This window comes from Streptococcus infantis (assembly GCF_047460875.1).
GTDB classification, from domain to species: domain Bacteria; phylum Bacillota; class Bacilli; order Lactobacillales; family Streptococcaceae; genus Streptococcus; species Streptococcus infantis_AA.
Genome location: NZ_JASHFI010000008.1, coordinates 30479 through 53003, shown reverse-complemented (window position 1 = coordinate 53003; position 22525 = coordinate 30479). Strand labels below are relative to the sequence as shown.

At 40.6% G+C, this 22525-nt stretch carries 30 protein-coding genes; 24 read left to right on the top strand and 6 right to left on the bottom strand.

The features are described 5' to 3' along the window. The 11 genes from QM887_RS06425 to groL all read left to right on the top strand — a co-directional run bounded on the left by QM887_RS06425 (position 1) and on the right by groL (position 7001). Entirely contained in the window at positions 1–183 is a 183-nt protein-coding gene (locus QM887_RS06425; RefSeq protein ID WP_414271026.1) for a hypothetical protein, read from the top strand. A gap of 328 nt (positions 184–511) precedes the next feature. After that, on the top strand, positions 512–745 hold the full coding sequence (locus tag QM887_RS06420) for a DUF1858 domain-containing protein (protein ID WP_414271025.1): 234 nt from the start codon (positions 512–514) through the stop codon (positions 743–745). Beyond that, a complete protein-coding gene (locus QM887_RS06415) occupies positions 745–2079 on the top strand; it encodes a DUF438 domain-containing protein (protein WP_414271024.1) in 1335 nt (444 codons plus the stop codon). The genes QM887_RS06420 and QM887_RS06415 overlap by 1 nt, the downstream gene beginning before the upstream one ends. A 9-nt stretch (positions 2080–2088) precedes the next feature. Further along, positions 2089–2343, top strand: coding sequence for a DUF1912 family protein (locus QM887_RS06410; protein ID WP_414271023.1), 255 nt, complete (start codon positions 2089–2091; stop codon positions 2341–2343). 75 nt (positions 2344–2418) lie between these two features. After that, on the top strand, positions 2419–2709 hold the full coding sequence (locus tag QM887_RS06405; protein ID WP_414271022.1) for a DUF4651 domain-containing protein: 291 nt from the start codon (positions 2419–2421) through the stop codon (positions 2707–2709). Beyond that, positions 2706–3023, top strand: coding sequence for a thioredoxin family protein (locus QM887_RS06400; RefSeq protein WP_414271021.1), 318 nt, complete (start codon positions 2706–2708; stop codon positions 3021–3023). The genes QM887_RS06405 and QM887_RS06400 overlap by 4 nt, the downstream gene beginning before the upstream one ends. A gap of 13 nt (positions 3024–3036) precedes the next feature. Further along, positions 3037–3663, top strand: a complete 627-nt coding sequence (ytpR, locus tag QM887_RS06395; RefSeq protein ID WP_414271020.1) for a YtpR family tRNA-binding protein — start codon at positions 3037–3039, stop codon at positions 3661–3663. 30 nt (positions 3664–3693) lie between these two features. Then, the gene (locus QM887_RS06390) at positions 3694–4455 is read left to right on the top strand and encodes an SDR family NAD(P)-dependent oxidoreductase (RefSeq protein ID WP_414271019.1); all 762 of its coding nucleotides are present in this window, start codon (positions 3694–3696) and stop codon (positions 4453–4455) included. A gap of 76 nt (positions 4456–4531) precedes the next feature. Beyond that, on the top strand, positions 4532–4927 hold the full coding sequence (locus tag QM887_RS06385) for a single-stranded DNA-binding protein (RefSeq protein WP_049504256.1): 396 nt from the start codon (positions 4532–4534) through the stop codon (positions 4925–4927). A gap of 154 nt (positions 4928–5081) precedes the next feature. After that, on the top strand, positions 5082–5366 hold the full coding sequence (gene groES / locus QM887_RS06380) for a co-chaperone GroES (RefSeq protein WP_049504255.1): 285 nt from the start codon (positions 5082–5084) through the stop codon (positions 5364–5366). A 15-nt stretch (positions 5367–5381) separates the two neighbouring features. Next, entirely contained in the window at positions 5382–7001 is a 1620-nt protein-coding gene (groL, locus tag QM887_RS06375; RefSeq protein WP_414271018.1) for a chaperonin GroEL, read from the top strand. A gap of 99 nt (positions 7002–7100) precedes the next feature. On the opposite strand, the gene serS is transcribed toward groL, so the two are convergent. The 4 genes from serS to QM887_RS06355 all read right to left on the bottom strand — a co-directional run bounded on the left by serS (position 7101) and on the right by QM887_RS06355 (position 10854). Beyond that, positions 7101–8375, bottom strand: a complete 1275-nt coding sequence (gene serS / locus QM887_RS06370; RefSeq protein ID WP_414271017.1) for a serine--tRNA ligase — start codon at positions 8373–8375, stop codon at positions 7101–7103. Positions 8376–8588: 213 nt separating this feature from the next. Further along, positions 8589–8960 (bottom strand): DUF956 family protein, encoded by a 372-nt coding sequence (locus QM887_RS06365; RefSeq protein ID WP_070460172.1) that lies wholly within the window; start codon positions 8958–8960, stop codon positions 8589–8591. Positions 8961–8962: 2 nt separating this feature from the next. Continuing rightward, positions 8963–10327 carry an aspartate kinase gene (locus QM887_RS06360; protein ID WP_414271016.1) on the bottom strand — a complete coding sequence of 455 codons (1365 nt, stop codon included), beginning with the start codon at positions 10325–10327 and terminating at the stop codon, positions 8963–8965. Positions 10328–10467: 140 nt separating this feature from the next. Next, entirely contained in the window at positions 10468–10854 is a 387-nt protein-coding gene (locus tag QM887_RS06355) for a hypothetical protein (RefSeq protein WP_414271015.1), read from the bottom strand. Between the two features lie 201 nt (positions 10855–11055). Here QM887_RS06355 and QM887_RS06350 point away from each other — a divergent pair, with 201 nt between their 5' ends. The 13 genes from QM887_RS06350 to QM887_RS06290 all read left to right on the top strand — a co-directional run bounded on the left by QM887_RS06350 (position 11056) and on the right by QM887_RS06290 (position 21597). Continuing rightward, positions 11056–11841, top strand: a complete 786-nt coding sequence (locus tag QM887_RS06350) for an enoyl-CoA hydratase (protein ID WP_414271014.1) — start codon at positions 11056–11058, stop codon at positions 11839–11841. Between the two features lie 91 nt (positions 11842–11932). Next, entirely contained in the window at positions 11933–12367 is a 435-nt protein-coding gene (locus QM887_RS06345; RefSeq protein WP_004251873.1) for a MarR family winged helix-turn-helix transcriptional regulator, read from the top strand. Then, entirely contained in the window at positions 12367–13341 is a 975-nt protein-coding gene (locus tag QM887_RS06340; RefSeq protein WP_006151802.1) for a beta-ketoacyl-ACP synthase III, read from the top strand. The genes QM887_RS06345 and QM887_RS06340 overlap by 1 nt, the downstream gene beginning before the upstream one ends. Before the next feature lie 57 nt (positions 13342–13398). Then, complete coding sequence (locus tag QM887_RS06335) at positions 13399–13623, top strand: acyl carrier protein (protein WP_000257840.1); 225 nt, start codon at positions 13399–13401, stop codon at positions 13621–13623. A gap of 116 nt (positions 13624–13739) precedes the next feature. Beyond that, a complete protein-coding gene (gene fabK / locus QM887_RS06330; protein ID WP_036756899.1) occupies positions 13740–14714 on the top strand; it encodes an enoyl-[acyl-carrier-protein] reductase FabK in 975 nt (324 codons plus the stop codon). Then, a complete protein-coding gene (fabD, locus tag QM887_RS06325; RefSeq protein WP_414271013.1) occupies positions 14707–15627 on the top strand; it encodes an ACP S-malonyltransferase in 921 nt (306 codons plus the stop codon). The genes fabK and fabD overlap by 8 nt, the downstream gene beginning before the upstream one ends. 32 nt (positions 15628–15659) lie before the next feature. Further along, positions 15660–16394, top strand: a complete 735-nt coding sequence (gene fabG / locus QM887_RS06320; protein ID WP_414271012.1) for a 3-oxoacyl-[acyl-carrier-protein] reductase — start codon at positions 15660–15662, stop codon at positions 16392–16394. A 22-nt stretch (positions 16395–16416) separates the two neighbouring features. After that, on the top strand, positions 16417–17652 hold the full coding sequence (gene fabF, locus QM887_RS06315) for a beta-ketoacyl-ACP synthase II (RefSeq protein WP_414271063.1): 1236 nt from the start codon (positions 16417–16419) through the stop codon (positions 17650–17652). A 2-nt stretch (positions 17653–17654) separates the two neighbouring features. Further along, entirely contained in the window at positions 17655–18134 is a 480-nt protein-coding gene (accB, locus tag QM887_RS06310; protein WP_414271011.1) for an acetyl-CoA carboxylase biotin carboxyl carrier protein, read from the top strand. Then, positions 18131–18553, top strand: coding sequence for a 3-hydroxyacyl-ACP dehydratase FabZ (gene fabZ / locus QM887_RS06305; protein WP_000565515.1), 423 nt, complete (start codon positions 18131–18133; stop codon positions 18551–18553). Before accB ends, fabZ begins: the two co-directional genes overlap by 4 nt. Before the next feature lie 11 nt (positions 18554–18564). Then, complete coding sequence (gene accC, locus QM887_RS06300) at positions 18565–19932, top strand: acetyl-CoA carboxylase biotin carboxylase subunit (RefSeq protein ID WP_414271010.1); 1368 nt, start codon at positions 18565–18567, stop codon at positions 19930–19932. A 34-nt stretch (positions 19933–19966) separates the two neighbouring features. Continuing rightward, on the top strand, positions 19967–20830 hold the full coding sequence (accD, locus tag QM887_RS06295) for an acetyl-CoA carboxylase, carboxyltransferase subunit beta (RefSeq protein ID WP_004251892.1): 864 nt from the start codon (positions 19967–19969) through the stop codon (positions 20828–20830). After that, entirely contained in the window at positions 20830–21597 is a 768-nt protein-coding gene (locus QM887_RS06290) for an acetyl-CoA carboxylase carboxyl transferase subunit alpha (RefSeq protein ID WP_414271009.1), read from the top strand. The genes accD and QM887_RS06290 overlap by 1 nt, the downstream gene beginning before the upstream one ends. Positions 21598–21718: 121 nt before the next feature. Here the strand turns inward: QM887_RS06290 and nusB are convergent, their stop codons facing one another. Next, positions 21719–22141 carry a transcription antitermination factor NusB gene (gene nusB / locus QM887_RS06285; RefSeq protein ID WP_414271008.1) on the bottom strand — a complete coding sequence of 141 codons (423 nt, stop codon included), beginning with the start codon at positions 22139–22141 and terminating at the stop codon, positions 21719–21721. Next, positions 22134–22523, bottom strand: coding sequence for an Asp23/Gls24 family envelope stress response protein (locus QM887_RS06280; RefSeq protein ID WP_049548992.1), 390 nt, complete (start codon positions 22521–22523; stop codon positions 22134–22136). Before QM887_RS06280 ends, nusB begins: the two co-directional genes overlap by 8 nt. Positions 22524–22525 lie beyond the last annotated feature (2 nt).

Genomic DNA, 22525 nt, shown 5'->3' with positions numbered 1-22525 from the left:
ATGGGAATCATAAAAGTGTTGGCAAAAACCTATGGTAATTATTTTCTCACAAAACAAGCTTTAAAAGTTGCAGAAACCATGAAGAAAGATGATAACATTATAGTTGGCTTGGGGAAATTATTTCTGGCTGAAAAAATAATGGATACAGCGACTTGGTTGATGAAACCGGAGGATAAAGAATGAAATTTCTTTGGAGGCTTTTCACTCTTCTTTTTATAACACCAATTGTTGGTCTGATAAAAATACTATGGTTCCTAATCTCTTTCGCTCTCCAATTATTATTTTACAAGATTCTTTTTAAGATATTAGACTGGTTTTTCAAGCTTCTCTAATAATCATACCAAGAATACATCAAAGTTTTGTGTTATCACTAGGAAGAGTCGACATAAACAGAAAAAATGATTTTATAAGAAATAAACTAGCAAGACTTGTACTGCTAGTTTTTTTATCCAAACCCTTGTGGTATAATAAAAAAAAGAAAAATCAGTGTGAGAATTAATTGGAGGTTATGATGGATAATATTATTGATGTGTCAGTTCCAGTTGCAGAAGTAGTGGACAAGCATCCAGAAGTTTTAGATATTCTAGTTGAGCTTGGCTTCAAACCACTTGCTAATCCTTTGATGCGAAATACAGTCGGACGAAAAGTATCGCTCAAGCAAGGTTCAAAACTTGAGGGGACTCCTATGGATAAGATTGTGCGCACGCTTAAAGCAAATGGTTACGAAGTGATTGGATTAGACTAATGGCAGATGAACGTATTCATATCCTACGGGATATTTTATTAGAATTGCATAACGGTGCCTCTCCGGAGTCCGTTCAGGAACGTTTTGATGCGACCTTTACAGGTGTATCGGCTATTGAGATTTCCCTCATGGAACACGAGTTAATGAACTCTGACTCAGGCGTAACCTTTGAAGATGTTATGGAGCTTTGTGATGTCCATGCTAATCTTTTTAAAAATGCTGTTAAGGGCGTTGAAGTTGAGGATACCGAGCATCCTGGTCACCCTGTGCGAGTCTTTAAGGATGAAAATCTAGCTCTCCGTGCTGCTTTGATTCGTGTTCGAAGATTGTTAGACACTTATGAGTCTATGGAAGACGAGGAAATGCTGGCGGAGATGCGTAAGGGATTGGTGCGTCAGATGGGTCTTGTTGGTCAATTTGATATTCACTACCAGCGCAAGGAAGAGCTCTTCTTTCCTATCATGGAACGTTATGGCCATGATTCACCTCCCAAAGTTATGTGGGGAGTGGATGATCAGATTAGGGATCTCTTTCAAACAGCCTTAGTGGCAACTAAGTCGCTCCCAGAAGTGCCAATTTCCGCTGTAAAGGAAGCTTTTGAAGCTTTTGCGACAGAGTTTGAAAGTATGATTTTTAAGGAAGAATCTATTTTGCTCATGATTCTTCTGGAGTCTTTTTCTCAAGATGATTGGATTCAGATTGCTGAGGAAAGCGATGCCTATGGTTATGCCATCATCCGTCCGTCAGAAAAATGGGTGCCAGAACGTCAGAGTTTTGTTGAGGAAAAGAGTGCAGAGGAGCCTGTACAACTAGAAACGGCAGAGGGGCAAGTCCAGCAAGTTATCGATACGCCAGAAGGGCAGTTTACCATTACCTTTACCCCTAAGGAAAAGGAAGAAGTGATGGACCGAAATAGTCAGCAGGCTTTTGGAAATGGCTATCTTTCAGTTGAACAAGCTAATCTTATCCTCAACCACCTGCCGATGGAGATTACCTTTGTTAATAAGGATGATATCTTCCAGTATTATAACGATAATACGCCAGCAGATGAGATGATTTTCAAGAGGACACCGTCTCAAGTTGGACGAAATGTCGAACTCTGCCACCCGCCAAAATATTTGGATAAAGTCAAAACGATTATGCAAGGTCTTCGTGAGGGGAAAAAAGACAAGTACGAGATGTGGTTCAAGTCCGAGTCACGAGGTAAGTTTGTCCATGTTACCTACGCTGCAGTACATGATGAAAATGGGGAATTTCAAGGAGTCTTGGAATATGTTCAGGACATCCAACCCTACCGTGAGATTGATACAGACTTTTTCCGTGGATTAGAATAAGGAGAAAAAATGAGTTACGAGCAAGAATTTATGAAGGAATTTGAAGCCTGGATTAATACCCAAATCATGATTAACGATATGGCACACAAGGAAAGTCAAAAGGTCTATGAAGAAGATCAGGATGAGCGCGCTAAAGATGCCATGATTCGCTACGAGAGTCGCTTGGACGCCTACCAGTTCTTACTAGGTAAATTTGAAAACTTCAAGGCAGGCAAGGGATTCCATGATTTACCAGAAGGTTTGTTTGGCGAAAGAAATTATTAATTTTTAGAGACTAGAAAGGGGAGTGAGACTCCCTTTTTCATTGTTCCTTGAGCCTTTTTGTGTTACAATGTTAGCATGAAAACGAAAAATATTTTTAAGGCAGGTCTTGCCATAATCGGCCTCGGAGCACTTGCTTTTGGAGCTAAGAAAGTAGCTGATGACCATAAACTCATGAAAACGCAGGAAGAATTGACCGCTATTGTGCGTGACTCCTTTTCAGAGATGGGTGAAATTGCGACTCTCTATGTCCAAGTCTACGAAAGTAGCTTAGAGCGTCTCGTTGGTGGTGTCATGTTTGAAGATGGGCGACATTATACCTTTGTCTATGAAGATGAAAATCTCATCTATGAGGAGGAAGTCTTATGATTTCACCTAACAGTTTAGAAGAATTAGCAAATCTAGTAGAACAGGATGGGAAGAAGGTCTTCCTTTTTGTTGCAGACTGGTGTGGCGATTGTCGTTATATCTACCCATCTCTGCCAGAGATTGAAGAAGCAAATCCAGAATTTACCTTTGTCATCGTAGATAGAGATCAATACATGGACTTGGCTAAGCTGTGGGATGTTTACGGGATTCCAAGTCTTGTTGTCTTAGATAAGGGCAAGGAGATTGGACGCTTTGTCAATCGTGACCGTAAAACCAAGGCACAAATAAACGACTTTTTAGCAGAATTAAAATAGGAGAAAAGAAAGAATGATTTTTACATATAACAAAGAACATGTCGGTGATGTCCTTATGGTCATCGTGAAAAACAGTGGCGATGCCAAACTAGATGTTGAGCGTAAAGGCAATGTAGCGCGTGTTTTCCTAAAGGAAACTGGTGAAACTGTTGCTTGGAATATTTTTGAAGTTTCTAGCTTATTCGAAATTGAGGAACGTGGCCAAATATTTTTGACAGACGACCAAGTAGCTCGTTTGAACCAAGAATTGCAAGTTCAAGATTTTACCGAAAAGATTATCAATGACAAGGAACCGAAATTTGTCGTTGGTGAAATCGTAGAGATGGTGGCACATCCAGATAGTGATCACCTCAATATCTGCCAAGTGGCAGTTGCGAGTGATAAGACAGTGCAAATCGTTGCAGGAGCTCCTAATGCGCGTGTCGGTTTAAAAACCATTGTTGCTCTTCCAGGAGCTATGATGCCAAAAGGGAATCTCATTTTCCCAGGGGAACTTCGTGGTGAAAAGAGTTTTGGGATGATGTGCAGTCCTCGTGAACTTGCCTTACCAAATGCTCCACAAAAGCGTGGCGTCATTGAATTGTCAGAAGACCAAGTTGTCGGAACACCATTTGACCCAGCAAAACACTGGACAGCTTAAATTTGTTAAGTTAGATAGGAGAAAGTAAGAATGGCAAAAAATGTTGTGATAACAGGTGCAACATCAGGTATTGGTGAAGCTATTGCGCGTGCCTATCTAGAAAAAGGTGAAAATATCGTTCTTACAGGGCGTCGAATAGAAAGACTCGAGGTCTTAAAAAACGAGTTTTCAGAAGCCTTTCCAAATCAAAAAATCTGGACCTTTCCGTTAGATGTTACAGATATGAGCATGGTAAAGACTGTTTGTTCAGAAATTCTTGAAACAGTAGGTTCGATTGATATCTTGGTTAATAACGCTGGACTTGCTTTAGGCTTAGCTCCTTATCAGGACTATGAAGAGTTGGATATGTTGACCATGCTGGATACCAATGTCAAGGGTTTGATGGCAGTTACGCGCTGTCTTTTGCCTTCCATGGTAGCAGCTAATCAAGGCCATATCATTAATATGGGTTCAACCGCAGGTATTTACGCCTACGCTGGTGCAGCAGTCTATTCAGCAACCAAGGCTGCAGTCAAAACTTTTTCAGATGGGATTCGGATTGACACCATAGCTACAGATATCAAGGTGACAACTATTCAGCCTGGTATTGTAGAGACTGACTTTTCTAAGGTCCGTTTCCATGGAGATGAGGCACGGGCGGTGACGGTCTATCAGGGACTTGAAGCCTTACAGGCGCAAGATATCGCAGATGCTGTTGTCTATGTAACCAGTCAACCACGACGTGTACAAATCACAGATATGACCATCATGGCTAATCAACAGGCCACTGGATTTATGATTCATAGAGAATAACATTACTTTTAAAAAAGTTACAAATTTTGTAACTTTTTTCTTTTACCTTCGAATAGATAAGTAGGAGGATGAAAAAATGTATAATAAAGTTATTATGATTGGACGTTTAACGTCTACACCAGAATTGCACAAAACCAACAATGACAAGTCCGTTGCACGAGCAACTATCGCAGTGAATCGCCGTTATAAAGATCAAAATGGGGAACGTGAAGCAGACTTCATCAATATTGTGGTCTGGGGCAAATTGGCTGAAACCTTGGCTAGTTATGGAAGCAAAGGTAGTCTCATTTCTGTGGATGGGGAACTTCGTACCCGTAAGTTTGAGAAGAATGGACAGACCAACTATGTAACAGAAGTTCTCTGTACAGGTTTCCAACTCTTAGAAAGCCGTGCCCAACGTGCTATGCGTGAAAATAATGCAGGACAAGATTTGGTAGACCTGGTCTTGGAAGAGGAGGAACTTCCATTTTAAAATGACAAGAGTTTGAGAGTTTTCTCAACTCTTTTTATGCTATAAATCAGACTTTTTTCTTGACTATTTTTGACCAAGTGATACAATAGAAATATGGTTTAGCACTCGTGTACAAAGAGTGCTAATAATATGATTGAATTATGGAGGAAAACAGATGTTGAAACCATTAGGAGACCGTGTGGTCTTAAAAATTGAAGAAAAAGAACAAACTGTTGGGGGATTTGTCCTCGCAAAATCAGCTCAAGAAGAAACGAAAACAGCTACAGTAGTGGCTACTGGACAAGGTGTTCGTACCTTGAGCGGTGAACTAGTCGCTCCAAGTGTAAAAGTTGGAGATCAAGTTTTAGTCGAAGCTCATGCAGGTATCGAGGTCAAAGATGGGGATGAAAAATACCTCATCGTAGGTGAGGCTAGCATCTTGGCAATCGTTGAAGAATAAGAGGAGTAAATAAGTATGTCAAAAGAGATTAAATTTTCATCTGATGCACGTTCAGCTATGGTCCGTGGCGTTGATATCCTAGCTGATACAGTTAAAGTAACCTTAGGGCCTAAAGGACGTAACGTTGTTCTTGAAAAATCATTCGGTTCACCATTGATTACCAACGACGGTGTGACAATCGCTAAAGAAATCGAACTAGAAGACCATTTTGAAAATATGGGGGCCAAATTGGTGTCAGAAGTGGCTTCTAAAACCAATGATATCGCTGGTGACGGGACAACTACTGCAACAGTCTTGACACAGGCAATCGTTCGTGAAGGAATCAAAAACGTTACAGCAGGAGCAAATCCAATCGGTATTCGTCGAGGGATTGAAGCAGCGGTTGCTACAGCTGTAGAAGCCTTGAAGAACAATGCTATTCCAGTAGCCAATAAAGAAGCTATCGCCCAGGTTGCTGCTGTATCCTCTCGTTCTGAAAAAGTAGGTGAGTACATCTCTGAAGCCATGGAAAAAGTTGGTAAAGACGGAGTTATCACCATTGAAGAATCACGTGGTATGGAAACAGAGCTTGAAGTCGTAGAAGGAATGCAATTTGACCGTGGGTATCTATCGCAGTACATGGTCACTGACAATGAAAAAATGGTTGCTGACCTTGAAAATCCATACATTTTAATCACTGACAAGAAAATTTCAAATATCCAAGAAATCTTGCCACTGCTAGAAAGCATTCTACAAAGCAGTCGTCCACTCTTGATTATTGCTGATGACGTTGACGGTGAAGCTCTTCCAACTCTTGTTTTGAATAAGATTCGTGGAACTTTCAATGTAGTAGCTGTTAAGGCACCAGGATTTGGTGACCGACGCAAAGCTATGTTGGAAGACATCGCAATTTTGACAGGTGGAACTGTTATCACAGAAGATCTTGGTCTTGAATTGAAAGATGCTACTATCGAAGCGCTTGGTCAAGCAGCTAAAGTGTCTGTTGATAAAGACAGTACAGTCATTGTAGAAGGTGCAGGTAATCCTGAAGCAATTGCTAATCGTGTAGCTGTCATCAAGTCTCAAATTGAAACAACAACTTCAGAATTTGATCGTGAAAAACTCCAAGAACGCTTGGCTAAATTGTCAGGTGGGGTAGCAGTCATCAAGGTTGGTGCTGCAACAGAAACAGAATTGAAAGAAATGAAACTCCGCATCGAAGATGCTCTTAACGCTACTCGTGCAGCAGTAGAAGAAGGAATCGTTGCAGGTGGTGGTACTGCCCTTGTTAATGTTATCTCTGCTGTTGCGGCCTTGGAGTTAGAAGGTGATGAAGCAACAGGACGCAACATTGTTCTTCGTGCCTTGGAAGAACCTGTACGTCAAATCGCTTACAATGCAGGTTATGAAGGTTCAATTGTTATTGATCGTTTGAAAAATGCAGAAGCTGGTACAGGCTTCAACGCTGCAACAGGTGAATGGGTTAACATGATTGAAGCAGGAATTATCGATCCTGTTAAGGTTAGCCGTTCAGCCCTTCAAAACGCAGCTTCAGTAGCAAGTCTTATCTTGACAACAGAAGCCGTTGTGGCTAATAAGCCAGAACCGGTAGCACCAGCTCCAGCTATGGATCCATCTATGATGGGTGGTTACTAAGAAATAAATAAAAACAGGTGGAAATCATGATTTCTACCTGTTTCTTTTGTATCACTTAAAAAGAGGGAGCTGAGCTTCCTCTTTTTTTATCTGAAAATATTATGGTTTGATGACTTCAGCTCCACCCATGTATGGACGAAGGACTTCTGGAATAGTTACAGAACCATCAGCATTTTGATAGTTTTCAAGAATAGCAGCGACAGTACGTCCAACAGCAAGTCCAGAACCATTCAAGGTATGTAGAAGTTTAACCTTACCATCTGCTTCATCACGGTAACGAATTTGTGCACGACGTGCTTGGAAATCTTCTGTATTTGAACAGCTTGAGATTTCTCGGTAGGTATTTTGTGCTGGGATCCAAACTTCCAAGTCGTAAGTCTTAGCAGCTGAGAAGCCCATATCTCCTGTAGAAAGAGCAACTACACGGTATGGCAAGTTTAGTTTTTGAAGAATGTTTTCAGCGTTGGCTGTCATCTTTTCTAGTTCTTCGTATGACTCTTCAGGCTTGGCAAATTTCACCATTTCTACCTTGTGGAATTGGTGCAAACGAATCAAACCACGAGTATCGCGACCAGCAGAACCAGCTTCAGAACGGAAAGATGGACTCATAGCAGTAAAGTAGATTGGCAAGTCTTTTCCGTCAAGGATTTCATCACGGTAGTAGTTAGTTAGAGGAACTTCAGCGGTAGGAATGAGGACGTAGTTCGTATCTTTCAATTCAAACGTATCTTCTTTGAATTTTGGATATTGTCCTGTACCAAACATAGAATCATGGTTAACCATGTAAGGTGTGATGACTTCAGTATAACCTTCCTTTCCATGCTCATCCAACATAAAGTTGTAGATAGCACGTTCCAAACGAGCCCCAAGTCCTTTGTAGAATAGGAAGCGCGCTCCAGTTACCTTTCCACCGCGTTCCCAGTCAAGGATACCGAGGTCTTCACCAAGATCCCAGTGGGCTTTTGGTTCAAAGTCAAACTCACGAGGAGTTCCCCAACGGCGAACTTCTACGTTATCGTCTTCGTCTGCTCCAATAGGAACACTGTCAGCAGGGATGTTTGGAAGAGTAGTGGTAAATTCTGTCAATTTAGCATCAATCTCCGCCAACTCAGCATCAAGAGCTTTTACCTCGGCAGAGAGGGTTTGCATAGCTGCAATCTTGTCGTCTGCATTTTCCTTGTTGCGCTTAGCTTGGGCAATTTCAGCAGAAACTGTGTTACGCTCAGCCTTAAGGGTTTCAACCTTGACTAAGATGTCACGACGTTTTGCGTCGATTTCTTTCATCTCATTCAAGATAGCAGCATCTACACCACGTGTAGCTAGTTTTTCAGCGACAGCATCAAAGTCTGTACGAATACGTTTGATATCTAACATATAAACTCCTTTATGAAAAAAGCACACCTGACAAAGCGTTGGAGTGGCAGGGCCACGGTTCCATCCAACTTCACAGGTGTGCACTTGATTCTGTATTTGATTTAAAACAACGGTAGAATTTCAATTAAATCTTCTATCTGCTCGCAGCATCCGCAGACTTTCTGAAAGAAGGAAGTAACCTACTTATCCGTTGCTATGATTATACTAAACTTTTTATTTTTTTGCAAATAGATTTTTAATTTTTCGACCAATGATTTGGACTAAGGTAGGAAGTTTGACTACCTTGTCATTTCCCAATTTTTCACGAGCAATCTTAAGGATTTTTCCAGAGTCTTTTGAGGCGAAGAGAAATTTTCCTTGATCTGTAAAGACTTCAAAATGCCGACTAACCTTGCGACCTGAAACATTGGCTCCAATTTGGTTAACGCTGGACCATGGAATTTGAATATAGTCCTCGACATTACGGTCTGCGTAAAATTCTAGGGCATGATCTCCGACCAGAAATTTTCCAACCTTTCCTGTAATGGAGAGATAGGAAGTTCCAGTTGTTTGCAAGTCGACGACCTTGTTGAGGGATTGTGCCATATTTAGTCTTCCTTATTTTCACCGAAAAATGCTTGGTAGAGAGCTTTAAGAGCAGCTTTTTCTTGATCTTTATGGACAACAAACATGATAGAAACTTCACTAGAACCTTGTGACATCATTTGGATGTTGATGTTGTTCTCAGATAAGGCACGAGTGGCTGTAGCAGTTACCCCGATATGACGCTTCATTTTTTCCCCAACAATCATAATGATAGAGAGGTCGTGTTCGATTTCAGCGTGGTCTACTTCTGCTTTATGGACTAATTGACGAAGGATTTCTTCTTCCTTAATCGGAGTCAATTCTCGTGAACGTAAAATGATAGACAGGTCATCGATACCAGTTGGCATGTGTTCCCAACCAATATTAAGGTCCTCAAGAATCTGAAGAACTTTACGACCAAAACCGATTTCGCGGTTCATTAAATACTTAGACATATTAATGCTGACAAAGCCAGAATCCCCAGCAATTCCTACAACTGGAAATTCATCACTACTGTGTTTTAGAACGATACGAGTACCTGGATGCTCAGGATTGTTGGTATTTTTGATAACCAGAGGAATTTTCCCACGGTAGGCTGGTAGAAGTGCTTCATCGTGTAGTACAGAGAATCCTGCATAGGCCAATTCACGCATTTCACGGTAGGTCAATTCTGGGATAGAGTGTGGCTTATGGATAATACCAGGGTGAGCTGCAAAGATTCCATCTACATCAGTAAAGTTTTCATAGAGGTCAGCCTTGACACCAGCAGCAATGATAGAACCAGTAATATCTGATCCCCCACGTGAGAAGGTACAAATTTGATCTTCTTTAGTAACACCGAAGAAACCAGGGATAACAAGAACTTCAGTTGAATTTGTCAATTCCTCGATTTTATCATAACTTGATGGGATGATTCGCGCATTTCCAGGTTCGCTCGTAACGACGATACCAGCTTCTCTAGGATGGACATAACGTGCTTCCAAGCCATTTTGGTTAAAGTAGGCTGCAATCAACTTGGCGTTATTATTTTCTCCCGCTGCTAAGAAGGTATCGTAGAGAAATTCATTGTCTTCAATTGGAAGAGTTGCAAGAGCACGGATGCTTTTTGAGATTTTTTCTAGAACTGTGGGTTTGAGTTTTAGCTCACTAACCATGGCAGCATAACGATCAATAATCCAGTTTTGACGTTTACTGATATCGTTACCAGCTACATAGTCGCGGTAGTATTTAATTAAGGCATCTGTCACCTTAGTATCCTCGGCGTCACGTTTGCCTGGAGCAGATACAACTACGAAACGACGTTCAGGGTCACTTTTTACAATGTTTAGAACTTTTTCTAACTGACTAGCAGAGGCAAGTGAGCTTCCACCAAATTTTACAACCTTCATAAGAACTCCTAAAGTAAGTATTTTATACGATTATAGCAGAAAGAGGGGCTTTTTTCAATGAAGAAAAAGAGTGAGCTTTATAATATAAAATAAAAAGCAGTTTGTCCTAAAACGCACTGCAGATAAGTTCTAAATTTGATTTATAGGTTAATACCGAGGATTCTATATCCTTCTGTGAAGTACTCGCCTAAAGGTTTTTCAATCATGTAACGTATTTCTATTTCTTTAGGATCGTGACTCAATGATTTTACCATTTTTAAGCGTGAGAAAAAGATTTCATCAGGAGATTTTTTTTCAGAAATTTTATCACGACCTAAATACATGATGGCTTGAAGTGCTAAAATTTCATCAAGATTCAAATTCATAAGAACTTCTTCCATTTGATTTGAAAATTCAATAAATTCCTTCGAAATTTCAAAGTCAGAAAGAGATACTAATTTAAGAGTATTACTCACTTGTTTCTGAGCATCTCTTTTGTTTGATAGATCCACAATAGTTTTAGCAATACTAGCTAAATTTTTATACATGAGTTTTCTCCTTTTTAATTTGTTATATAAATAATATCATAATAAATTATTTAATTCAAATAATTCATGTTAAGAATACTAATCATTTTAAAATCGGCCGAGACACTTTCGGTCGATTTTTCTCTTGTTTTAAAATCCAGAAAAAGATATAATTTGAAAATAAAATAATTTAATCTTCGTTGTAAATTGAAAGGAGTGCCTATGGATCATATTCTCTATCAAGTTCAAGACGATTTAGCGATACTAACTTTAAATCGTCCTGAGGTGGCCAATGGTTTTCATATTCCTATGTGTCAAGAAATTCTAGAAGCATTGGAATTAGCTGAAAAAGATGCTTCGGTTTCGTTTGTTCTCATTAATGCTGCCGGCAAAGTCTTCTCCGTTGGAGGGGATTTAGTAGAAATGAAACGTGCTGTAGATGAGGATGATATTGCCTCCCTTACCCAAATTGCGGAGTTGGTAAATACGATTTCCTATAAGATTAAACAAATTCCTAAACCAGTCATTATGGAGGTGGATGGAGCAGTTGCTGGGGCAGCAGCTAATATGGCTTTGGCAGTTGATTTCTGTATTGCTTCTGACAAAGCTAAATTTATCCAGGCCTTTGTAGGTGTGGGCTTGGCTCCAGACGCGGGAGGTTTATTCTTGCTTACACGATCACTTGGTGCAACTCGGGCAACGCAACTTGCTATGACCGGTGAAGCTTTTACAGCTGAGAAGGCTTTAGAAGCAGGAGCTGTCTATCGTCTGTGTGCTAGTGAGCAACTGGAAAAGACAAGAGAGCAACTATTGAAGAAGTTGAGAAGAGGCTCTACTAACTCTTACGCAGCCATTAAGAAATTGGTCTGGGAGAGCGAGTTTAAGCAGTGGCATGAATATGCCAAATTGGAACTGGAGCTACAGGAAACTCTATCTTATACCGAAGATTTTAAAGAAGGTGTTCGTGCACATTCTGAAAGAAGACGTCCAAAATTTATCGGGAAATAAAAAATACTTGCACTATTCTTTGAAGTTTGATATACTTTTCTTGTCAAATGTTTTGATTATTAAACTTTTTTTGATAAAGGAGGGAAGAGAAATGGACTACCAACAAGTCAATGATTATTTAACATCAATTTTTAACAACGTCCTAGTGATCGAGGAAGTAAGTTTGCGAGGTAGTCGTTTCAAAGACATCTCTATCAAAGAAATGCACACGATTGATGTTATCGGTAAGTATCCAGAAGTGACTCCGAGTCAAGTTTCCAAAGAGTTGATGGTAACTCTAGGGACTGTGACAACGAGTTTAAACAATTTGGAGAGAAAAGGATACATCGAACGTATCCGTTCAGATCAAGATCGTCGTGTAGTACATCTGCATTTGACAAAGAAAGGTCGTCTCGTTCACCGTCTTCATAAACGTTTCCATAAGGCCATGGTCGAAAGAATTATCGAGGGCATGAGTCCTGAAGAGATTGAAGTTATGGGAAAAGGGTTAACTAATCTTTATCACTTTTTGGAGGATTTGAAGTAATGGCTTTTGCAAAAATAAGCCAGGTCGCTCATTATGCTCCAGAGCAGATTATCACTAACGAAGACTTGGCTCAGGTCATGGATACGAGTGATGAATGGATTTCAAGTCGGACAGGGATTAAAGAACGCCATATTTCCAAGACAGAATCAACAGGAGATTTGGCTACAGAGGTTGCAAAACAACTTCTAGAGAAGGCAGGGATTTCTGCTGAAGAGCTAGATTTCATCATTATAGCGACGATGACACCTGACTCAATGATGCCCTCAACCGCAGCTCGTGTTCAGGCAAAGATTGGCGCTCATAAGGCTTTTGCCTATGATTTAACAGCTGCTTGTAGTGGGTTTGTTTTTGCCCTATCGACTGCAGAAAAGTTCATTTCTTCAGGAACATATCGTAAGGGGTTGGTTATCGGTAGTGAGACCATGTCAAAATCTTTGGATTGGTCTGACCGCTCAACAGCTGTCTTGTTCGGAGATGGAGCTGGTGGTGTACTACTTGAGGCAAGTGACCAAAAACATTTCTTAGCTGAAAGTCTCAATAGCGATGGTTCTCGTGGTGAGTGTCTCACTTATGGACAGACAGGATTGATTTCACCATTTTCGATTCAAGAAGAACCAGATGTTTTCTTGAAAATGGATGGGAGAGCAGTTTTTGACTTTGCAATTCGAGACGTGGCTAAATCTATTAAACAGACCATCGAAAAAAGTCCAATATCAGCAGATGAACTCGATTATCTCTTGCTTCATCAAGCGAATATTCGAATTTTAGATAAGATGGCTAAAAAAATCGGTGTCGATCGTGACAAGCTTCCTGCTAATATGATGAAGTATGGAAATACTAGTGCGGCAAGTATCCCGATTTTACTTTCTGAGTGTGTAGAAGAAGGGCTCATCCATTTGGATGGTAGCCAAAAAATTCTCTTGTCAGGTTTCGGTGGAGGTTTGACATGGGGCACACTTATTGTTACAATTTAGGTAATCATGTGGTGATCACATTGTTATAAAAAACTATTTATTTTAAAGGAGTCTATCATGGCAGTATTTGAAAAAGTACAAGAAATTATCGTTGAAGAACTTGGAAAAGATGCATCAGAAGTAACACTTGAATCTACTTTTGATGATTTGGATGCAGATTCATTGGACTTGTTCCAAGTAATCTCAGAAATCGAAGACGCTTTTGATATCCAAATCGAAGCTGAAGACAACTTGAAAACAGTTGGCGACTTGGTTGCTTACGTTGAAGAGCAAACTAAATAATTAGAATAGATAAAGAAGGAGTAGGGGAGACCCGCTCCCTCTTGTTTAGGTAATAGTTTGACCGTCAAATTATAATGAAGTCGAACTATTACGTAAGCAAGACTTATGGAGGCAATATGAAAACACGTATCACTGAATTATTAAATATTAAATATCCTATCTTCCAAGGTGGAATGGCCTGGGTAGCAGATGGCGATTTGGCTGGCTCTGTTTCAAAAGCTGGTGGTCTCGGAATCATTGGTGGAGGAAACGCACCTAAAGAAGTGGTTAAAGCCAACATCGATAAGATTAAATCTTTAACAGATAAACCTTTTGGTGTTAACATTATGCTTCTGTCTCCATTTGTAGATGATATTGTTGACCTCGTTATTGAAGAAGGGGTTAAGGTAGTCACAACTGGTGCAGGAAACCCAAGTAAATATATGGAGCGATTTCATGAAGCAGGAATCACTGTTATTCCTGTAGTTCCTAGCGTAGCTTTGGCTAAACGTATGGAAAAAATCGGTGCAGATGCTGTCATTTGTGAAGGTATGGAAGCCGGTGGACACATTGGTAAATTAACAACCATGACCTTGGTTCGTCAAGTTGCGGCGGCTGTTTCAATTCCTGTTATCGCTGCAGGTGGTATCGCAGACGGTGAGGGAGCTGCTGCTGGATTTATGCTTGGTGCGGAAGCTGTGCAAGTAGGAACTCGTTTTGTAGTTGCTAAAGAATCAAATGCTCATCCAAACTACAAAGCTAAGATTTTAAAAGCTCGTGATATTGATACAACTATTTCAGCACAACATTTTGGTCACGCAGTTCGTGCCATCAAAAATCAATTGACTCGTGATTTCGAGCAAGCTGAAAAAGATGCCTTTAAACAAGAAAATCCAGACTTAGAAATCTTTGAACAAATGGGTGCAGGAGCTTTGGCCAAGGCTGTTGTCCATGGTGATGTAGATGGCGGTTCAGTAATGGCCGGTCAGATTGCAGGTTTGGTATCTAAAGAAGAAACAGTTGAAGAAATCTTAAAAGATATCTACTATGGTGCAGCTGAGAAAATTCAAAAAGAAGCCGCTCGTTGGGCAGGAGTTACAAGAAATGACTAAAACAGCCTTTCTATTTGCAGGTCAAGGAGCCCAGTACCTTGGAATGGGACGTGAACTATACGACCAATATGCTATCGTCAAGGAAACAATCGACCAAGCTAGCCAAGTCTTAGGTTATGATCTTCGTGACTTGATTGATAACGATGAAACGAAGCTAAATCAGACTCGTTACACACAACCAGCTATTTTGGCTACATCCGTTGCCATTTACCGATTACTAAAGGAGAAAGGTTACCAACCAGATATAGTGGCAGGCCTGTCTCTTGGTGAATATTCTGCCCTTGTAGCTAGTGGTGCCTTGGATTTTGAAGATGCGGTGGCTCTAGTTGCTAAACGTGGTGCTTATATGGAAGAAGCGGCACCTGCAGGGTCTGGTAAAATGGTAGCCGTACTCAATACTCCAGTTGAAGTTATTGAACAAGCTTGTCAAGAAGCTTCTCAACTTGGCGTTGTGACTCCAGCTAACTACAATACCCCAAGCCAAATTGTTATTGGTGGTGAGGTGGTTGCTGTGGATCGTGCAGTTGAACTCTTGCAAGAAGCAGGAGCAAAACGCTTAATTCCGCTAAATGTTTCTGGACCTTTCCATACAGCTTTATTGGAATCTGCTAGTCAAAAATTAGCTCAAGTCCTAGAAGATGTTGAGTTTAATGACTTTGCTTATCCACTTGTCGGTAATACAGAAGCAAAAGTCATGGAAAAAGAACGAATTGCAGAGCTCTTGACTCGTCAAGTTAAGGAACCTGTGCGTTTCTATGAAAGCATTGCAGTTATGCAAGAAGCTGGTGTGACGCGTTTTATCGAGATCGGTCCTGGGAAAGTCTTGTCAGGATTTGTTAAAAAGATTGATAAAACTGCTCAACTTGCAAATGTGGAAGATCAAGCAAGTTTACAAGCACTCTTAGAAAATTAGACCAAAATGGTAGAAGTTCTGAAAGGAGAAAAATGAAACTAGAACAGAAAAATGTCTTTATTACGGGCTCAAGTCGAGGAATTGGTCTTGCCATTGCTCATAAATTTGCCAGCTTGGGAGCCAACGTTGTCTTGAATAGTCGTGGTGAAATCTCCGAGGAGCTTCTAGACGAATTTAAACCATACGGGGTGAAGGTCCTTGCTATTTCTGGTGATGTTTCTGATTTTACGGATGCAAAACGAATGGTGGATCAAGCCATTGAAGGGCTAGGTTCAGTTGACGTCCTAGTGAATAACGCCGGGATTACTCAAGACACTCTCATGCTGAAGATGACAGAAGAAGATTTTGAGAAGGTCTTGAAAGTCAATCTAACGGGAGCGTTCAATATGACGCAAGCAGTCTTGAAGCAGATGATAAAAGCTCGTGAAGGGGCCATTATCAATATGTCCAGTGTCGTTGGTTTGATGGGAAATATCGGTCAAGCGAACTACGCTGCATCTAAGGCTGGTCTAATCGGATTTACCAAATCAGTAGCACGTGAGGTAGCCAATCGTAATGTGCGTGTCAATGCCATTGCTCCAGGAATGATTGAATCAGATATGACTGCAGTCCTATCTGATAAGGTAAAAGATGCTATGTTGGCACAAATTCCGATGAAACAATTTGGTCAAGCTGAGCAAGTGGCAGAGGTCACAGCCTTTCTTGCAAGCCAAGATTATCTAACGGGACAAGTCATTGCAATTGATGGTGGACTTACCATGCAATAAGAGTTAAAATAGAGGTATGAAAATGAAACTAAATCGTGTAGTAGTAACAGGTTATGGATTAACATCTCCAATTGGGAATACGCCAGAAGAATTTTGGAACAGTTTAAAGAATGGAAAGATTGGAATTGGTGAAATCACCAAGTTTGATCACAGTGCTTTTGACGTCCATAATGCAGCAGAGATTAATGATTTTCCTTTTGACAAATATTTTGTAAAAAAAGATACCAATCGTTTCGATGATTATTCTTTGTATGCCTTGTATGCTGCTCAAGAAGCAGTTGACCATGCTAATCTTGACGTAGAAGCACTTGATAAAGACCGCTTTGGTGTCATTGTTGCATCAGGTATCGGTGGAATCAGAGAAATCGAAGACCAAGTCCTTCGACTTCACGAAAAAGGGCCAAAACGTGTTAAACCATTAACACTTCCAAAAGCTTTGCCAAATATGGCTGCAGGAAATGTAGCTATGCGCTTTGGTGCCAATGGTATCTGTAAATCTATCAACACAGCTTGCGCTTCATCAAATGATGCTATCGGAGATGCCTTCCGTTCTATCAAATTTGGTTTCCAAGATATCATGTTAGTTGGTGGATCAGAATCTTCAATTACTCCATTTGCAATTGCTGGTTTCCAAGCCTTAACAGCTCTTTCAACAACAGAGGATCCAACTCGTGCTTCTATTCCATTTGATAAAGACCGTAATGGATTTGTCATGGGTGAAGGTTCAGGGATGTTGGTTCTTGAGAGCTTAGAACATGCTGAAAAACGCGGAGCAACTATCCTAGCGGAAGTTGTTGGTTACGGGAACACTTGTGATGCCTACCATATGACTTCACCACATCCAGAAGGCCAAGGTGCTATTAAAGCTATCAAACTGGCTTTGGAGGAAGCTGAAATCACACCAGACCAAGTAGCTTATGTCAATGCTCACGGTACATCAACTCCTGCTAATGAAAAGGGAGAAAGTGGTGCTATCGTAGCGGTTCTTGGTAAGGAAGTACCTGTATCTTCAACCAAGTCATTTACAGGACACTTGCTAGGTGCAGCAGGTGCAGTTGAAGCCATTGCAACAATTGAAGCAATCCGTAACAACTATGTTCCAATGACAGCTGGGACAACAGAAGTGTCAGACTACATTGAAGCAAACGTTATTTATGGACAAGGCTTGGAACGTGAAATTCCTTATGCTATCTCAAATACTTTTGGATTTGGTGGGCATAATGCAGTTCTTGCTTTCAAACGTTGGGAGAATAAGTAAAGATGAATTTAAATGAAATCAAAGACTTGATGGCACAATTTGACCAGTCGAGCTTGAAAGAATTTTCTTATAAAAATGGAACGGACGAGTTGGTCTTCAGTAAGAATGAAGCGAAACTTGTGGCAGAAACAAGTCCAGCACCTCAACCTGTAGTTCCAGTAGCTGCACCTACAGTTGCACCACAAGCTCAAACTACACCAGCTGTAGAAGCAGTTTCAGAATCAAGCGCTAGTGAATCTGTAGCTGAGGGGGACCTTGTAGAAAGTCCACTTGTCGGAGTTGCTTACTTGGCTGCTGAACCAGACAAACCTAATTTTGTTTCAGTTGGTGATACTGTAAAAAAAGGCCAAACCTTGGTCATCATTGAAGCTATGAAAGTTATGAATGAAATTCCAGCACCTAAAGACGGTGTCGTAACAGAAATTCTTGTTGAAAATGAAGAAATGGTTGAGTTTGGGAAAGGCTTGGTACGTATCAAATGATTGATATTCAAGGAATTAAAGAAGCTTTGCCACACCGTTATCCCATGCTCTTAGTAGATCGTGTCTTAGAAGTTAGTGAAGATACAATTGTTGCTATTAAAAATGTAACGATTAACGAACCTTTCTTTAATGGTCATTTTCCTCAATACCCAGTTATGCCTGGAGTCCTCATTATGGAAGCCTTGGCTCAGACAGCAGGTGTTTTGGAATTGTCTAAACCTGAAAACAAAGGGAAACTTGTTTTCTATGCTGGCATGGATAAGGTTAAGTTTAAGAAACAAGTTGTTCCTGGTGATCAGCTTGTCATGACAGCAACTTTTGTCAAACGTCGTGGCACAATCGCCGTAGTAGAAGCGAAGGCAGAAGTAGATGGTAAGCTTGCAGCAAGCGGTACTTTGACCTTTGCTATTGGAAACTAGGGAGGTTTTCCATGTTTCGTAAGATTTTAATTGCCAATCGTGGTGAAATTGCTGTTCGTATTATTCGTGCGGCACGAGAGTTAGGAATCGCAACAGTCGCTGTCTATTCGACTGCTGACAAGGAAGCTCTCCACACGCTTTTGGCTGATGAGGCTATCTGTATCGGCCCTGGGAAGGCTACAGAATCTTATCTGAACATCAATGCCATCCTATCAGCTGCGGTCTTGACTGAAGCTGAAGCTATTCACCCTGGATTTGGTTTTTTAAGTGAAAATTCCAAATTTGCAACTATGTGTGAAGAAGTCGGTATCAAATTTATTGGGCCATCAGCTCGAGTAATGGATGTCATGGGAGATAAAATTAACGCCCGTGCTCAAATGATTAAGGCTAATGTGCCTGTCATTCCAGGATCAGATGGAGAAGTCCATACTGCAGAAGAGGCTCTGGGTGTTGCCGAAAAAATTGGTTATCCAGTTATGCTGAAGGCTTCAGCTGGAGGTGGTGGTAAAGGGATTCGTAAGGTTGAAAAAGCAGAAGACCTTGTATCAGCCTTTGAAACAGCCTCTAGTGAAGCTAAAGCAAACTTTGGTAACGGGGCTATGTACCTAGAGCGCGTGATTTATCCTGCTCGCCACATTGAGGTACAGATTCTTGCTGACCAGATGGGACATGTGATTCACCTAGGTGAGCGTGACTGTTCGCTTCAGCGGAATAACCAAAAGGTTTTAGAAGAAAGTCCTTCGATTGCTATTGGGAAAACACTGCGTAATGAAATTGGTGCTGCAGCAGTCCGTGCAGCGGAATCTGTTGGTTATGAAAATGCTGGTACTATTGAATTCCTACTAGATGAAGCAAGTGGCAAATTCTACTTTATGGAGATGAATACTCGTGTCCAAGTAGAACATCCAGTAACCGAATTTGTTTCTGGTGTGGATATTGTCAAGGAACAAATCCGTATTGCGTCAGGTCAACCTTTGACTCTGAAACAAGAAGATATTGTTCTAAAAGGACATGCTATTGAGTGCCGTGTCAACGCAGAAAACCCAGCCTTTAATTTTGCACCGAGCCCAGGTAAGATTACTAATCTTTATCTACCAAGCGGTGGTGTTGGCTTGCGTGTTGACTCTGCAGTTTATCCAGGCTATACCATTCCACCATACTATGATAGTATGATTGCTAAAATTATTGTTCATGGTGAAAATCGTTTTGATGCACTCATGAAAATGCAAAGAGCTCTTTATGAACTCGAAATTGAAGGGGTCGTCACCAATGCTGATTTTCAACTCGATTTGATTTCAGATCGTCGTGTGATAGCAGGGGACTACGATACTTCATTCTTGATGGAAACTTTCTTACCACACTATCAAGAAAAAGAATAATGTAAAAAGAATATGAGACTGAAAAGGGGGATGTATGGCTCTATTTAGTAAAAAAGATAAATATATACGAATTAATCCAAATCGTTCACTTAGAGAAAAGCCCCAAGCCAAGCCTGAGGTTCCAGACGAACTCTTCTCAAAATGTCCAGGTTGTAAACATACCATTTACCAAAAGGATTTGGGGAGTGACCGTATTTGTCCTCACTGTGGCTATACCTTCCGTATTTCAGCTCAAGAGCGTCTTGCTTTAACCATTGATATGGGAAGCTTCCTAGAGATGTTTACAGGAATTGAGACACAGGATCCATTGGAATTTCCAGGCTACCAGAAAAAATTAGCCTCTATGCGTGAAAAAACAGGTCTTGATGAGGCTGTTGTTACAGGAACTGCTTTGATTAAGGGCGAAAAAGTTGCTCTCGGAATCATGGATTCTAATTTTATCATGGCATCTATGGGAACAGTAGTTGGTGAAAAAATCACTCGTTTGTTTGAATACGCGACAGCTGAAAAATTACCAGTCGTCTTGTTTACAGCATCTGGTGGAGCACGTATGCAAGAAGGAATCATGAGTTTGATGCAGATGGCTAAAATCTCTGCAGCAGTCAAACGTCATTCCAATGCAGGTCTCTTTTACCTAACAATCCTTACTGATCCAACAACTGGTGGTGTTACAGCTTCCTTTGCTATGGAAGGGGATATTATCTTGGCAGAACCTCAAAGTTTAGTAGGATTTGCTGGACGTCGTGTCATTGAAAATACTGTAAGGGAAGATTTGCCAGAGGATTTCCAGAAGGCAGAGTTTTTGTTAGAACATGGATTTGTGGATGCGATTGTTAAACGGAGAGAATTGCCAGATATGATTGCTCGATTAGTAAGGTTACATAAGGGGGATTGTTGATGAATATTGCAAAAATCGTTAGAGAAGCACGTGAACAAACCCGCTTAACTGCCTTGGACTTCGCAACAGGAATATTTGATGACTTTGTAGAGCTACATGGTGATCGCTCTTTTCGAGATGATGGTGCTGTTATTGGTGGTATCGGTTGGTTGGGAGACCAAGAAGTAACTGTTGTTGGAATTCAAAAAGGTAAAAGCTTACAGGATAATCTTAACCGTAACTTTGGACAACCTCATCCTGAAGGTTATCGAAAAGCCCTTCGCTTGATGAAGCAGGCTGAAAAATTTGGTCGTCCTGTTGTAACCTTTATCAACACGGCTGGTGCCTATCCTGGTGTCGGAGCAGAAGAGCGTGGCCAAGGTGAAGCTATTGCTCGTAACCTTATGGAGATGAGCGACCTCAAGGTACCGATTATCGCTATTATTATTGGTGAAGGTGGCTCAGGAGGGGCTTTAGCTCTTGCAGTAGCTGACCGTGTTTGGATGTTAGAGAATTCGATCTATGCAGTTCTTAGTCCTGAAGGCTTTGCGTCTATTCTTTGGAAGGATGGCAGTCGTGCCATGGAAGCTGCAGAGTTGATGAAAATTACTTCTTTCGAATTGCTAGATATGAAAATTGTTGATAAGGTTATCTCTGAGGTAGGTCTATCAAGTAAAGATTTGATCAAGCAAGTCAAAGAACAACTCCGAGCAGAACTTGATGAACTTGGTAAACTGCCACTAGAGCAGCTCATTGAGGAACGTTACCAACGCTTTAGAAAATATTAAGAAATATAAAAAAGCTAGAACTAACTATAAGTTCTAGCTTTTTCTTGTTCTCGAAAAGAACCATTCATTTGATTGAAGTGAAATAAAAAAGTGTTTGATATCTGTCAAACACTTTTTATATTTAATTTTCTTCAGTTACAAATTGACTGAGTAGTCCGTTAATGAAACGGGCTGATTTTTGATCTGAAAAGCTTTTTGCAAGTTCAATAGCTTCATTCACAGCTACAAGTTGAGGAGTATCAAAGGAAGTGATTTCGAAAACTCCTAAACGCAATAAATTCTTTTCAACTAAGGTTAAACGATCAATCGTCCAACCAGACTTTAAATGCTGAGTGATTTGTTTGTCTAGTTCCTCTTTTTGAGCTTGAACACCAGATACAAGATCGATTAGGAAGCTAGGGAGTTTTACCTCGTCGTCTTCTCGATCATGAGTATAAGCGAAGCGACAAGCAGTTTCTAGATCTGAACCAAATTCAAGACTCATCAAAGCTTGGAAAGCACATTTACGTAGCTCACGTCTTGATTCTAATAATGGACTAGTCATTGAGGAAGTCCTCGTCGAATAAGTCTTTCAATTCTGGTTTTGGTGTTTTATCTGGAACGATACCAGCAACGTGAATGTTGACGGCAGTGATTTCAACATCAGCCATGTTACGGACAGCATCCTTAACAGCTTTCTGGATAGCCATAGCAACCTTAGGAACTTTGACACCGTACTCTAGGTAGAGATAGATATCAGCTGTAAGTTCATCGTTGGCTTCTTTTAGATATACGCCACGACCAAGAGAAAGTTTTGAAAGGGTGTCAGATACTGATTTGTTTGAAAAAGAGTGTACGCCTTCAACTTTCGCAGTTGCAATAGCAATGATTTTTTCTAGTACACGTGGGGCGATGACGATTTCGCCAAGTTGTTCTTCAATTCCCATAG